Source organism: Lysinibacillus sp. BNK-21, from assembly GCF_048684915.1.
GTDB classification, from domain to species: domain Bacteria; phylum Bacillota; class Bacilli; order Bacillales_A; family Planococcaceae; genus Lysinibacillus; species Lysinibacillus capsici.
In genome coordinates, this window is sequence record NZ_JBLQTS010000001.1 from 4,622,108 (window position 1) to 4,634,452 (window position 12,345).

Genomic DNA, 12,345 nt, shown 5'->3' on the forward strand with positions numbered 1-12,345 from the left:
TTTATTCACCCCATTTCTTACGAGACCACACAAAGTACATCGATAAAGGCCACCAAAGAATGGCGAAAATCGGATAGATTGCCCAAATAGTATGTGGTGTGTAATAAAGATTAATAAAAATAAAAAATGCAATGATTAAGCCACTACCCCAAATTGAAAATTCTAAGTTTAATTTAGCCATGTTTTTCTTTGCTGGTTCTTTAACACCTAACTCTTGCTTTAAGTCTTCGATATCTCCAAATTCTACAATGGCTTTATTAATGGCATCCTCTTGTTCTTTACCTTGGTCCATCAAATAAAATACTTTTTCTTCAAGATTTTCAATGATTTCTTGTTTAACCATTTCCGTTTCGTTAGTTCGAGGAATGTCTTTAAAAAGCTCATCAATATGGTTTTTTATTCTTTTCATTCTAAGCCCTCCATAAATAAATCGATTATTTCCTTTACTTCCGACCATTCTTTCACTAGCTCATTTAAATAGGCCTTACCTAATGATGTAATACGGTAATACTTTCTTTTGCCTCCATGTGAGACATCTCCATAATAGGCTTCAATAATTTCTTTTTTTTCGAGACGTTGAAAAACTGCATACAAAGTTGCTTCCTTGATTTGAAACCGATTGTTTGTACGGAGACTTATTTCCTGAGAAATTTCGTAGCCATAACGGTCTTTTTCTGAAATTAACCGTAAAATAATCGAATCCAAATGTCCTCGGATAATATCACTGCGAACCATAAGTCACCTACTTTTTTTATTGCTCTATCTGTCAGAGTAATAGTAGCAAACATTACTCTGTCTGTCAAAGTAATTTATTCCCCTTTTTTTACAATGATGATGAGATTTTCAATAAAAAAACCCATTCGCTGAAAAGCCCAAAAGGACTATTTCATAGCGAATGGAGTTCGAGTACTCTTTTTACATATACAATGCAGCAAGGAAAATCCCTAAAGACTCCTCGTAAATGTCATCAAACTGGCTGATTGGTAAAGGATTTGTACCACTTCCTAATTCAACAGTGAAGCCTGGTCTACGCCAATCTTGAATAAACCAATCTTTATAACCAGCATAGCTTCCAGCAGATTGAACGGGCTCATAGCCACTTACTCTACTAAATTCATTTACAAGCACCTCTGATTCTGGGGGCTCTAGATTTTCAAAACCCCAATATATGACACGTCCCTGTGTATGAAAGGCTAATACTCTTGAAAAATCACGTTGCTTGGTCAAATCAGCCATTGCAATGGCTTCAGGTTCAGATAGTGGTCTTTCACCACCATAATCTCTTGGCCCTGGTGTTTTTGGATTACGGGCACTTTCAAGCTCCCATTTGGCAGGGAATTGGTCATTCAAATCAATCCCATGAATATTTGCTTTCCAGCCAGAAAAATCAGCGTTATCATTATTCCATGCAATTAGTTGATTTCTTAATGCTTCATCATTTGGTGGGCCTTGTATTACTAAATCTACGCCATCAGGATTTACCATAGGAACGATAGAAAGGAATGTTTGCTGATAAAGAGAAAATGGAGAAATTCCACGAATACTACTTTGATTGGTGAGGGCGAGCAAATAGTCATTTAAAAATGTTAGAATAATAGGTGTAGTAATCCATTCGTTTGCATGGAAGGAGCCATTATAGTGTACACGTTTTGCACCATGGCCAATCGACAGCTCAGGTAGCTCCTTCCCTAAAACGGAACTGCCAATGTTTGAGCTATGAAGAAAAGGATATGCATCAAGGAGCTTTCTGAGATCATTTATCATATGGGTATACGTGTAAGTTTGCTTACCTTCAACTAAACGCCATGTGATACGTTGGGGTATGCGGATCATTTGACCGATTTGTAATCGATTTGGATTGAGATCAGGATTAACAAGCAATAGGGCGACTAGGGGGAGGTTTCGGCTCTGGGCAATCTGCCAAAAAGAGTCTCCTTGTTTAATTTGATAGTTGTTGGTCACAAAACCAGGAATACGAACCCGTTGTCCAACTCTTAAAAATTGGGGATTTATATTTTCATTAGAATCTAAAATGAGTTGAAGAGGAATTTTAAATACCTCACTGAAATGCCAAAGTGAATCTCCTGGTCTTACGATAATATCCACATGTTTTCTCTCCTTAATTAGAAATGGTTCAATATAAAATGTATATGAAAAATACAGAGACTTATTGATACAAAATCAGCAAAATTTCTTTATGATGAATCTAAAATAGGAGAAAATGAGTTGTTTTTACATGTATACTAGTAATCATACTAAAGTAAAAGAAAGGTAAAGGTAGGAAAACCAAATGTTAAATAGATTAAAATTGGGTATACGCTCAAAGATTTCATTAGGTTATATCGTAATCATTCTTTGCCTACTTGCGACGGTTGTCATATTAAATAATCAAATTACATCTTTGCAGAAGGAAAGAAATTTTATTATTAAGTACGATTCCAATGTTCTAACTTTAACCAATGAAATTGAAAAATATATATTGGATATGGAATCAAGTCAACGGGCTTTCATCATTACGGGTAAGCAGAGTTATCTGGAACCCTATGATAATGCAGCTGAAAATTGGAAAATAGATTTTAATGAACTCTATCAACAAATGAAAGATAAACCAGCTCAGCAGGACAAACTTAAAGAGATAGAGGAAACAATTGAACATTGGGTTGCAACGTCAGGCGAACCAACTATTCAATATAAAAAGGATAATAATATAGAAGCATTAAATGATTTTTTTAAAGTGGATAATGGTCGTCAGGATATGGAAAAAATGCGCAAATTATTCGATTCATTCCGTGCCACTGAAAATGCTTATACACAGGCAAAGGCAAGTCAGTTAGATAAGCAAAATAGTAAATTAACTAGTGCTCTATTTGGGATCTTAATTTTAGTTTCTACAATAGCTATTGCTATCGCTAGTGGCATTTCCCGTTCAATTGTAAAAACGATAACGGAAGTTACACAAACAATTCAAGAAATAGCAGCTACAAAAGGTGATTTTACAAGAAGAATCCATGTGAATACAAACGATGAAGTGAATGAACTTGCTAATGCAACGAATACGCTTTTAGAGTCCGTCGAAAAGAGGGAATGGCTACAAAGCAATGTAGCTGAAATCGTGACAAATTATCAAGGTATTTCAGCAATTTCAAAATTAGCGGAGACCTTCCTATCAGAAGTAGCACAGAAAACCCAAGCATCCCTTGGCGCATTTTATGTTCGAGAAGTAACAGAGAATCAAGTACAGTTTGTGAAAAAGGCTGCTTTTGCTGACACGGATGATTGTGTTGGTATGGAGAGTTTCAAAATAGGACAAGGGTTAATCGGTCAATGTGCATTAGAAAAGAGAGTGCTATTCTATGATAATATTCCGAGAGACTATCGTTTAATCAAAACGGGATTAGGTGAAATTAGACCACAAAATATTTTATTGATTCCTGTCATTTTTGAAAATGAAGTTATAGCGGTTGTTGAAATAGCAACAATGGCTAAATTCAGTAAGTTACAGCAAGAATTAGTGAGACAGGTTACTGAAACCTTTGGACTAACAGTTAATAGTGTTTTAGGGCGTATGGAAATTGTACGTTTATTGAATGAATCTAGAGCAATGACAGAGGAATTACAGGTCCAATCAGAGGAGCTTCAAACACAATCAGAGGAATTACAAATGCAGACAGAAGAGCTGACTATGATTAATGAGCAGCTTGAGGAACGCACGAAAGAGGCAGAGTCCAAATCAAGAGAGCTAGAGAAAGCGAAGAAGGAATTAGAAGAAAGTGCAGAGCAGCTTATCCTTAACTCTAATTACAAATCCGAATTTTTAGCGAATATGTCACATGAATTAAGAACACCTTTAAACAGCATATTAATATTATCTGAAATGCTAGCAGAAAATAGCCAACACAACCTAACAGACGAGGAAGCAGAGTTTGCTAAAGTTATTCATTCTTCAGGAGAGGACTTGCTAGCTCTAATCAATGACATATTAGATTTATCTAAAGTGGAGGCCGGGAAGCTTGATATTATTTTTAATGAAGTGAATATGAGCGAAGTACCTGTACAAATTGAACATACCTTTGCACCAGTTGCGAGGAAGAAAAACTTAGCATTCCATATTTCAAAGGCGGATCATGTAGTGGATGTATTCTATACGGATGAGAAGAGATTCCAGCAAATCTTAAAGAATTTATTATCGAATGCCTTTAAATTTACTGAGCAGGGATCTGTCACATTAGACATTAACCAGCTTACACCACAACAACTAACAAACAATATGCAGGATATAAGTACGGATTGGTTAGAAATTACTGTTTCAGATACAGGAATAGGTATTCCAAAAGACAAACACCAGCTGATTTTTGAATCATTCCAACAAGCAGATGGAGCTACGGTCCGAAAATATGGTGGAACGGGTCTTGGTCTTTCTATTTGTAAGGAATTTGCAAAATTACTTGGTGGATGGATTACATTACAAAGTACTGAAGGACAAGGTAGTAGCTTTACGTTAACGATTCCGAGTCTACCAAATGGAATTGAAGAGGAGCATTGCCAAAAGCTTGCCATGAACGAAGTGGCAGTGACGACGGTGGAAGAGGAACAAATCAAAGAGCAGCCAGTAGCAATGGAAGAAGCCCTTCAACATGAGGTTGAGGTGTTTCAAGGGAAAAATATTTTAATAGTTGATGATGATAACCGTAATATTTATGCGTTGAAAACGGCATTAGAAAAAAGAGGCATGCATATTCTAGTTGCCAAAGATGGACTAGAATGTTTAGAGGTCTTGCAGGCTAATCCAGATATCGATCTTGTTCTGATGGATATAATGATGCCTAATATGGATGGCTATGAAGCAATGACTATTATTCGTCAGCAAATGAAACGTATCGATTTGCCAATCATTGCATTGACTGCTAAAGCGATGAAAAATGACCGTGATAAATCATTGCAGGCAGGTGCATCTGATTATATTAGTAAGCCATTAAATTTAGATCAATTAATATCAGTTTTAAGAGTATGGTTAGTTTCTAAGGGGAGTTAATTAACATGGAACAACAATTTCAGCCTTTGGAGCAAAATATACAATTAAATAAGCATACAAATTTAGAAATTGATTTGTTACTAGAAGCTATTTATCGTTTATCGGGTTATGATTTTCGGCAATATAATCGTTCATCCATTTCACGCAGAATCTACAATAGGATGGCGATAAATAACATCCCAACGATTTCACGTGTACAAGAAAAGGTCATTCATGATAAAGAATTTTTAGAGCAGATATTAAACGATTTTTCGATAAATGTAACAGAGATGTTCCGCAACCCAAGCTTTTTTAAGGCCTTTCGTGAAACGGTCATCCCTGTTTTACGAGAATATCCAGAAATCCGTATTTGGCATGCAGGCTGTGCAACAGGTGAAGAAGTATATTCTATGGCTATCTTGCTTCAAGAAGAGGGGCTAATAGAGAGATCTGTAATTTATGCAACAGATATGAACGAGCAAGTATTAGAAAAAGCTAAGAAGGGGGCCTTTCCAATTCATAAAATGCAGGCATATACAAAAAACTATATGCTTGCTGGAGGTGCCCATGCTTTTTCAGAATACTATCAAACAGATTATCAATATGCTTACTTTCATCCAACATTATTGAAAAATATTATTTTTGCTCAACATAATTTAGTAACAGATCATTCATTTAATGAATTTCATGTTGTTCTGTGCAGAAATGTTCTTATTTATTTTTCACCTAAGCTTCAGAGCCAGGTACATCAATTATTTTATGAAAGTCTAAGTGACAAAGGTTTTTTATGCTTAGGGGATAAAGAAACATTGCGATTTGAAGAGGTTATTTCAAAGTATAAGGAGATTTCTGGAAACGAAAGAATTTATCAAAAAATGTATTAATGAGTAAGAGGCTATCTTTAACGGATAGCCTCTGCTTTTTTATATAGTATTAGTGCTAGCTTGAATCATTAAAACACACATGTCATCAGGCTGATTCTCTTGTTTATCCTTAGGCAAAAGGTTATCGATTAGGCATTGTGAATAATCCCACTTTGAGGATGTTAGCGTTTGCAAATGCTTTTCTGATTCTAATTCACAGGGTCCCATTGCCTCTAATACACCGTCTGTAAATAACACGATTTGAATGTCATGCTCATATTGAATATATTGCTTTTTCACTTTTATTTCATCGAAGAAACCGACTGCACAGCTACCCTGATCTAATGGAATACATGTTTTTTCATCGATTAGTGCATATCCAGGAGGATGGCCAGCATTTATGTACTCGACTGTTTTTTGCTCTGTATCAATGATTAAATAAATCGCTGTAAAATAATAAAGATTATTCTCTTTCCCATCTTGTAATAGCGTCATATAACGATTCAGTTCTTGGATGACAAGCTCAGGTTCTACCAATTGCTTAACCGCCTCTCTTAGAACAGAGGAGATGAACATACAAACCAACGCTGCCGATATACCGTGACCCATCATATCCAATAATATAATGGCATAACGATGATCGTCTATTTTGTACCAATAATACATATCTCCTGCCAAATTAGAGGATGGTAAATAAGAAACTTCAATACGGATGTCCTTCTCATTTAACGGTGGGCTAAGAAGACTCCTTTGTACATGGGTTGCTAAATCTAGTTCATATTGTATTTTCTTTTCATGCTGTGTGTGCCAGTCTAATTCTGCCTTTAAACGTAAGGCAACACGCATTCTGGCAAGCAACTCTGTTTTATTAATTGGTTTAGTAATATAATCTACACCACCAATGTCTAGGGCTTCTGCCAGTTTGTTTTTATCCTCGAGTGCTGTAACAAAAATGATTTGAATATCTTTTAATCTCTCATTTTGCTTAATGCGTTTGCAGGCCTCAATACCATCTACTTCCGGCATCATAATATCTAACAAAATTAAATCTACTGAATTTCCTGTCGGATTGGGTGAATCTAATTGTAAATAATCAAATAGCTCATAAGCAGATGAAAGAGAAACACAGTTATCATAACCTGCATTTTTTAGTATTTTCTCAATGACAAATAAATTGACTTGATTGTCATCTACTAGAAGAATGGTCATAGTACTTTCCCCTTACTCTGATTGAATTGTGCAGATTATTTTTCACATATATAAAATACTTTCAACTTTATCATTATACAAAACATCAGAGAATAAAGGTATTTTGGCGATTTGAATGTATGGTTTACTAGGTATATGAAGAAGAAGGGCGTTATATTTTCGCTTTTTTAAATCCTTGGTAGATATCAAATACATTTGCTAAAACAGCAATAATCATACTGACAAGTAGGATTTTATCAATAGTGAAGGCAACTTTAGCTGAGGTTGTTTCTGTAATAGCCGCAATATAAGGGATAGAGGCGCTGTGAATAAAATCTTGGTGTATCGCTATTAAAATAAACACAATCGTTCCTACACTTTGAAGTAGTGCATTAGTGATGGCAATAGGCATTGTCCACTGTCCTGCACGCCATTTTAATAAGGTTAAAGTGAGACTTAGGATAATACATAGTAAGACCATGGGAATAAACGATTGTAAAATATTTTGATTAAAGATAGGCATAACAAATTTCAAGCTGCCGTTGTCATTTGTTGTATAAATACCTAAAAGACGATAGGCATTCCAGTAAACAAAAGAAAAAATAAGTATTCCTAAAAGGCTAAAAATCGTATCACTTATAGGAATAATTTTATCTTTGGGAATCCTTTTAATCTGTACTAAATCATCAGGTGACCATGGCTTGGTATCTCTCAGAAAAGGCATCGAAAACCTTTCAGCCCTAGAACGGTCCTTAATGATAAAAATAACCGTAACCCAAAACAAAACGTGAAATAACACAGCAATAATTGCAACAATCATCCCTACAAATGCTGTAATAATGGTTGTGAGAAGTGCTTCTTCTCCAGAATAGAGAACCATCTTCTCTGTTATTTGAACAATGATCGTAATAAGAATTGCCCAAGGAATAATTAGCTTGATGGTTCTTGTATATTGTTCAAAATTCTTTGGACCAATTAAAAAGTGGGGAGTATCCTGATAGCGTGCAGCAACTTCTGAAGGGCTTCCAAGCTTCCTAATTACTTCCTTCACCTCAGATTCTGTATATTGCTCTGGCAACATATCCTCAATAGTAGCCTTTAGTTCAACCTTGATTATCTCACGTTTATTTTTATGTAGCCTTTTAGTCACTTCGTGAATATATGAATCAATTAAAGTCATACATTTTCCTCCTTTAATCATTTTCAGTACTCATTAATTGGTCGTGGTAATATATGTTATTATGGGGTATAAAAATTAATATGAAAAATTCGTGAACAACATGCAACAATTTGAAAATGGAGGGGACATGATGAGGGTTGTAGAGAAATTATTAAAAGAGCAAGATTTTGTAGCCTTTGTGAATATCGTTGTAGGAGCGTATCCAGGAAGATTGAATGGAACACAAATAACAAAAGAACAGCTGAAAAAGCTCTTTATGCAAAATCAGAGCAATGATGAATCTCTTCATTATTACGGACTTTGGGAAAAGGACAAACTCATTGGTGGTATGCGACTACATGACTTTCAAATGAATCTGTTCTCTAAAATGCTACCAATTGGTGGGGTAGGACTTGTTGCAGTTGATTTATTACATAAAAAAGAGAAGGCTGCAAAAGAATTAATCCAACATTTCTTTAACATCTTTTTAGAAAAAAATATCCATTTTGTGGCCTTGTATCCGTTTAGACCAGATTTTTATAAAAAAATGGGTTTTGGCTATGGACCGAAAATCTATCAATACTTGGTAGAGCCTTCAAACTTCCCGAAAGGACCAACCAAAAAGCACCTTAAATATTTGACAGTTGAAGATCAACAACAGCTAGTAGATTGCTACAACAGGGTAGTAGCAAAAAAACATGGGATGTTTCTTAAAACACAATCGGAACTATCTTTTATTTTTAATAATCCAGATAACTATGTGATTGCAATGGAACAGGAAGGTACAGTTCAGGGCTATATTGCCTTTTCTTTTAATAAACAAAGCGATAGTAATTTTATGCTAAATAATTTGGTCATTAAGGAGTGGATCTATGAAACTCCGGAGGCTTTGCTAGAGCTTAGTACATTTTTAAACAGTCAAGCAGATCAAGTAAACCGAATCGAATGGAATACACAAGAAGAAAATGTCCATTTCTTTTTAGAGGATGTTAGAAATGGCACAAATCATTTAATTCCAAGTGTCTATCACGCAAGTGCCGTGTCAGGAATTGGTCTAATGTACCGTATAATTAATGTGAAGGGCTTTTTTGATGAGCTACTAACACGCAATTTTAACGGTGTCACTTTGACCTTTAAATTGAATGTTATGGATTCGTTACTGGCAAAAAATAATCAGCAACTTATTGTTGAGGCTGTTAACGGTACAATTAAAATGCTAGAAAGTGATAGCTATGATGTTGAAGTAACGATAGATGTAGCTGAGCTTTCATCACTAGTAATGGGCGTAGTAACGGTCCAAGAGCTATTTATGCTGAGTCGAATACAGATTAGTGATAATCAGTATTCACAGGCTTTACAGCAATTCTTCTATGTGTTTGAAAAGCCCACATGTATATCTGCATTTTAGAATGGGCGTGAGGGCTTTTAATCATTTTTGATGAGAATGGAAGAACGTGTTGGCCTTTCAAGTGGCGTTATATTAATAATAAAGTAGCTTATGATTAGTATGAGGATAATTAATGAATAAATTAACGTATTTAGAGGATGATCATGCTCCACAATAATTAGTCGAATCATTGCTGTGATACCTATATAGATAAAATAGCGAAGTGGAAAATGGTAATCCTCCTTAAAATATTTAATGATCATTGTGATGAATTCGAAATATAAAAAGAAAATAAGAATATTGGCAAGGAATAGTTTATAATCACCATCTTCCTTAGCGAATAGTAATATTTTAAGAAATTCAATTAGCTCCTTAAATAATAAAAAACAGAGAATCAGTGCTAATAGTACAAGGCAAACATTGAGAAAGAGCTGTAGAGATTTTGGCACAGCTTTAATGAGCTGTAAATAAGTCGTATTTTTTTGATTCATCCAATTCCTCCAATCGGTTTTGTAAATACATCATCATATGGTCGAGTAGTAGTGTATTATGATATAAATATAACAATTTGTCGTAAATCTTTTCTTAGTATTTTGTAAAGTTTTGGTATATTTTAATGAAAGAAAGTTTTCAAAATAATTTAGTGGTATGCTAAAATAGATGTGCATGAATATAAAATATAAAAGGGGTTTTTGAAATGGCAAAATCTGCAAAAACTGATGCGAAAATTACACCAGAACGTTTAGAAGAAGCGTTAAATGTTCGTGATCGACTTATTATCGAGCTACTGGTACAAGTACTTGATGAAAAGCTAGTAATTGAGCGTCCTGTATTACGTGAACGTCTAGGGAACCTTGTAGATCTTGCAGATCACGATGCAGAGCTTAAGGAAACAATCCACGCAGTAATTAACAAACTATAATGTAAAAGAGGAATGCTACGGATATGCGTAGCATTCTTTTTTATATAGTATTTTATCATGTAAAGCGTTCTACCAAGTCGTACATGCGCTCTGCCTCTGTATGAAGCTCCATAGAGGAGTGCATGATAGATGTCACTGCTGACTTTTGTTCGTCAATAGAAGCGTTAATTTGTTCGGTAGCTGCGGCAGATTGTGTAGCGACACTTGCTATTTCATTGATGGCGTTCATCACGACTATTCGATTTTGCGCCATGTCATTCATTCCTTTGTCTAAAGAAACAAGGTGCTTTGTAATGCCATGAATGGAGTCTGCTAGAAAAGTAAAGGCTCCCTTTACTTCCGTAATCGACATGGCCTGATTTTGTGACAGTTGGAGCGTGTGTATCATTTTTGAATCTGAATTAGCGGTATCGACCTCAATACGCTGTAATAGGTTTCTAACCCGATTAGTAGCTTCATTCGTATCCTCAGATAAATGACGGACTTCCTCAGCTACGACAGCAAACCCTTTGCCATGTTCACCTGCACGGGCTGCTTCAATACTTGCATTTAGCGCTAATAGATTTGTTTGTTCAGAAATGGATGTAATTGTTTGTACGACTTGATGAATTTCTTTCATTTGGCTTGTCAAACTTGAGAAAGTTGTTCTTAATTCCTCAATCACTTGCGTAAACTCACTTGAATTTTGAAGTAATACATCTACTTTTTGTCTACCGTTTTCTTGTGATTGATTAATGATATTCATATTTTCTGTAATCTCACTATATTTATCTGTAGCATTTGAGATAAGTGAGGACAGTGTTTCTACTTTACTAATGGCCATTTCTGCTTCCTCAGCTTGTACTACAGCTCCCTTAGATATATCATTGATGGCTTGATGAATTTCATCAGCAGAAGCAGTCGTCTCCTCAGTAATAGCACTCAGCATTTCTGAAGAAACGCGCATTTGGGACGCACTATCCTTTGTATTGTTGACCATTTCGTGTAAGCTATGTTTCATATTATTCACGTTACTAGCTAGTATACCTAGTTCATCTTCTGTAGTAACAGGTATGTCATCACCAGTTAGCTTGCCTTTAGCAATATCAGATGTAATGACCATAATTTTTCGTATATAGGTTGTCATTCGTCCAGAGAAGAACCAGAAGAGTGATACACCAATAATCGTTGCAAGGATGGTCATGCCTAGTGTGTAGTATAAAACATTATTCGTACCTGCATTAAAGTCCATTTCGTATGTACCAGCTGCTATAATCCAGCCCCAATGCTTGTCCTTTTCTACATAAGTTATCTTAGGCGCAACGATTTCAGGATTTGAGGGAAGGGCCCAATCATAACGTACATATCCTCCTCCAGCATTTGCTGCTTCAATCATTTCTCGTACAAAATAGCGCCCATCCTCTGTTTGTAAATCTGAAATATTTTGTCCTTCTAGGGATGGATGAGTTTCAACCATACCACTATCTTGGAAAGCATAGAAATAAAAATTATCTCCATATTTAACAGGATTATCAATGGATCTTTTGTTATCTTCAATTTTATTACCAACGATCTGTGTTCTAGCACTTTCCTGAGCTTCTTCTAGCGTTAATTTCCCATTTTGAACTTGAGTATCTAACTGTGCAATTAGTTCAAGTATGCCAAGTGTGCCATTTTTAAGACTATCTCGACCTACCTGATCGAGTTCTCCTTTCACCACCATATAATTGACGGTTCCAACTAGTCCTGTTGATAGTAGAATAACTATAATAGCAAGACTAACAAGTTTATTACGTACTGACTTCATAAGATACAACCCCCGTTCCTTCATTCCTT

Annotated in this window: 11 protein-coding genes; 4 read left to right on the top strand and 7 right to left on the bottom strand. The window is 35.4% G+C overall.

The annotated features are described in order from the left end of the window. Nucleotide 1: 1 nt before the first annotated feature. The 3 genes from ACMGGO_RS23115 to ACMGGO_RS23125 all read right to left on the bottom strand — a co-directional run bounded on the left by ACMGGO_RS23115 (nucleotide 2) and on the right by ACMGGO_RS23125 (nucleotide 2,106). Nucleotides 2-409 (bottom strand): permease prefix domain 1-containing protein, encoded by a 408-nt coding sequence (locus ACMGGO_RS23115; RefSeq protein ID WP_048395459.1) that lies wholly within the window; start codon nucleotides 407-409, stop codon nucleotides 2-4. Continuing rightward, nucleotides 406-735 (bottom strand): PadR family transcriptional regulator, encoded by a 330-nt coding sequence (locus ACMGGO_RS23120; RefSeq protein ID WP_004233468.1) that lies wholly within the window; start codon nucleotides 733-735, stop codon nucleotides 406-408. Before ACMGGO_RS23120 ends, ACMGGO_RS23115 begins: the two co-directional genes overlap by 4 nt. 180 nt (nucleotides 736-915) lie before the next feature. Next, a complete protein-coding gene (locus ACMGGO_RS23125; RefSeq protein ID WP_112116916.1) occupies nucleotides 916-2,106 on the bottom strand; it encodes a M14 family metallopeptidase in 1,191 nt (396 codons plus the stop codon). 184 nt (nucleotides 2,107-2,290) lie between these two features. Between ACMGGO_RS23125 and ACMGGO_RS23130 the strand changes: the two genes are divergently transcribed. After that, nucleotides 2,291-5,032 (top strand): ATP-binding protein, encoded by a 2,742-nt coding sequence (locus ACMGGO_RS23130; protein WP_403020801.1) that lies wholly within the window; start codon nucleotides 2,291-2,293, stop codon nucleotides 5,030-5,032. A 5-nt stretch (nucleotides 5,033-5,037) separates the two neighbouring features. After that, complete coding sequence (locus tag ACMGGO_RS23135) at nucleotides 5,038-5,895, top strand: CheR family methyltransferase (protein ID WP_420282290.1); 858 nt, start codon at nucleotides 5,038-5,040, stop codon at nucleotides 5,893-5,895. A 39-nt stretch (nucleotides 5,896-5,934) separates the two neighbouring features. Here the strand turns inward: ACMGGO_RS23135 and ACMGGO_RS23140 are convergent, their stop codons facing one another. Together ACMGGO_RS23140 and ACMGGO_RS23145 are read right to left on the bottom strand one after the other, a co-directional pair. Beyond that, a complete protein-coding gene (locus ACMGGO_RS23140; RefSeq protein WP_374805791.1) occupies nucleotides 5,935-7,083 on the bottom strand; it encodes a SpoIIE family protein phosphatase in 1,149 nt (382 codons plus the stop codon). Between the two features lie 151 nt (nucleotides 7,084-7,234). Then, the gene (locus ACMGGO_RS23145; protein ID WP_374805792.1) at nucleotides 7,235-8,242 is read right to left on the bottom strand and encodes an HAAS signaling domain-containing protein; all 1,008 of its coding nucleotides are present in this window, start codon (nucleotides 8,240-8,242) and stop codon (nucleotides 7,235-7,237) included. A gap of 130 nt (nucleotides 8,243-8,372) precedes the next feature. Between ACMGGO_RS23145 and ACMGGO_RS23150 the strand changes: the two genes are divergently transcribed. After that, a complete protein-coding gene (locus ACMGGO_RS23150) occupies nucleotides 8,373-9,629 on the top strand; it encodes a GNAT family N-acetyltransferase (RefSeq protein ID WP_420282291.1) in 1,257 nt (418 codons plus the stop codon). A gap of 17 nt (nucleotides 9,630-9,646) precedes the next feature. Here ACMGGO_RS23150 and psiE read toward each other — a convergent pair whose 3' ends face one another. Continuing rightward, complete coding sequence (gene psiE, locus ACMGGO_RS23155; protein ID WP_420282292.1) at nucleotides 9,647-10,099, bottom strand: phosphate-starvation-inducible protein PsiE; 453 nt, start codon at nucleotides 10,097-10,099, stop codon at nucleotides 9,647-9,649. 206 nt (nucleotides 10,100-10,305) lie between these two features. Between psiE and ACMGGO_RS23160 the strand changes: the two genes are divergently transcribed. Beyond that, the gene (locus tag ACMGGO_RS23160) at nucleotides 10,306-10,530 is read left to right on the top strand and encodes a hypothetical protein (RefSeq protein ID WP_016992248.1); all 225 of its coding nucleotides are present in this window, start codon (nucleotides 10,306-10,308) and stop codon (nucleotides 10,528-10,530) included. A gap of 55 nt (nucleotides 10,531-10,585) precedes the next feature. Here ACMGGO_RS23160 and ACMGGO_RS23165 read toward each other — a convergent pair whose 3' ends face one another. Next, on the bottom strand, nucleotides 10,586-12,316 hold the full coding sequence (locus ACMGGO_RS23165; RefSeq protein WP_420282293.1) for a methyl-accepting chemotaxis protein: 1,731 nt from the start codon (nucleotides 12,314-12,316) through the stop codon (nucleotides 10,586-10,588). Nucleotides 12,317-12,345: the final 29 nt, after the last annotated feature.

Coding starts and splice junctions, on each gene's coding strand:
- ACMGGO_RS23135 (WP_420282290.1), top strand. CDS start 5,038: ATGGAACAACAATTTCAGCCTTTGGAGCAAAATATACAATTAAATAAG.
- ACMGGO_RS23120 (WP_004233468.1), bottom strand. CDS start 735: ATGGTTCGCAGTGATATTATCCGAGGACATTTGGATTCGATTATTTTA.
- ACMGGO_RS23150 (WP_420282291.1), top strand. CDS start 8,373: ATGAGGGTTGTAGAGAAATTATTAAAAGAGCAAGATTTTGTAGCCTTT.
- ACMGGO_RS23165 (WP_420282293.1), bottom strand. CDS start 12,316: ATGAAGTCAGTACGTAATAAACTTGTTAGTCTTGCTATTATAGTTATT.
- psiE (WP_420282292.1), bottom strand. CDS start 10,099: ATGAATCAAAAAAATACGACTTATTTACAGCTCATTAAAGCTGTGCCA.
- ACMGGO_RS23140 (WP_374805791.1), bottom strand. CDS start 7,083: ATGACCATTCTTCTAGTAGATGACAATCAAGTCAATTTATTTGTCATT.
- ACMGGO_RS23130 (WP_403020801.1), top strand. CDS start 2,291: ATGTTAAATAGATTAAAATTGGGTATACGCTCAAAGATTTCATTAGGT.
- ACMGGO_RS23160 (WP_016992248.1), top strand. CDS start 10,306: ATGGCAAAATCTGCAAAAACTGATGCGAAAATTACACCAGAACGTTTA.
- ACMGGO_RS23145 (WP_374805792.1), bottom strand. CDS start 8,242: ATGACTTTAATTGATTCATATATTCACGAAGTGACTAAAAGGCTACAT.
- ACMGGO_RS23115 (WP_048395459.1), bottom strand. CDS start 409: ATGAAAAGAATAAAAAACCATATTGATGAGCTTTTTAAAGACATTCCT.